General features: G+C 54.5%; 1 protein-coding gene. It reads left to right on the forward strand.

Annotated elements, in window-relative coordinates:
- Nucleotides 1-63: 63 nt before the first annotated feature.
- A protein-coding gene (locus PM04_RS17215) for an IS3-like element ISRosp1 family transposase (RefSeq protein WP_085978289.1) occupies nt 64-1,193 on the forward strand; the annotation gives its coding sequence in 2 pieces (ribosomal slippage) (nt 64-295 and nt 295-1,193; 1,131 coding nt in all).
- Nucleotides 1,194-1,232 lie beyond the last annotated feature (39 nt).

Consider the following 1,232-nt stretch of genomic DNA (forward strand, 5'->3'; position numbering starts at 1 on the left):
TGGACCTGTCACGGTTTGATGCCGCTCCTTTGATAGCATTTACTGCAACAAAGGAGATGAACTATGGGACTGAAACGGACAGACGAATTTCGACAAGATGCGGTGCGCATCGCATTAACCAGTGGGCTGACGCGTAAGCAGGTGGCTGACGATCTGGGTGTTGGCATGTCGACGTTGAACAAATGGATCACTGCACACCGAGACACAGACGTGGTTTCCAAAGAGGATTTGAGCCTGGCTCAAGAGAATGATCGACTTCGACGGGAGAACCGGCTCCTGAAGGAGGAGAGGGAGATCTTAAAAAAAGCCACCCAGTTCTTTGCGGGCCTAAAGCAATGAGATTTAGGTTTGTCGAAGAACACAGGGGCAGCTTTCCAGCCGCCCGGTTGTGCGAGGTCGTCGGTGTCAGCGCACGCGGGTTACGCGCATTCCGCAGTCGCCCAGCCAGTCGTAGGCAGCGATCTGATCTGGTCACGCTGGCTCATATCAAAGAGCAGTCGCGGCTTAGTTTGGGGAGCTATGGCCGCCCACGAATGACCGAAGAGTTGAAGGAGATCGGTTTGAACGTGGGCCACCGTCGTGTTGGCAGGTTGATGCGCCAGAACGGGATATCTGTTGTCAGAACACGCAAACACAAGGTCACGACAGACAGTGACCACAAGTTCAATATCGCGCCGAACTTGCTGGATCGAAACTTCTCAGCTGACCTGCCAAATCAAAAGTGGGCGGGGGATATCAGCTATGTCTGGACCCGCGAAGGCTGGCTGTATCTGGCCGTGATCCTCGATCTGCATTCAAGGCGTGTTATCGGCTGGGCCGTGAGCAATCGGATGAAACGCGACTTGGCGATCCGGGCGTTGAATATGGCCATCGCGTTCCGGCAGCCGCCCAAAGGCTGCATCCATCATACGGATCGCGGGTCGCAATATTGTTCCCATGACTACCAGAAAATCCTGCGCCAGAACGGCTTCAAAGTATCGATGAGCGGTAAGGGTAATTGTTACGACAACGCCGCCGTCGAGACGTTCTTCAAGACCATCAAAGCTGAACTGATCTGGCGGCATCCTTGGGAGACCCGTCGGAAGGCTGAAATGGCGATCTTCGAATACATAAACGGGTTCTACAATCCACGCCGCCGTCACTCAGCACTGGGCTGGAAAAGCCCTGTCGCCTTCGAACGAAAGGTGGCTTAAACGAGCACTTGGGGCGGCACTAAAACGCGACAGGTCCAA

Origin of the sequence: Thalassobacter sp. 16PALIMAR09 (assembly GCF_000765485.1) — a bacterium.
Taxonomy (GTDB): Bacteria; Pseudomonadota; Alphaproteobacteria; order Rhodobacterales; family Rhodobacteraceae; genus Thalassobacter; species Thalassobacter stenotrophicus.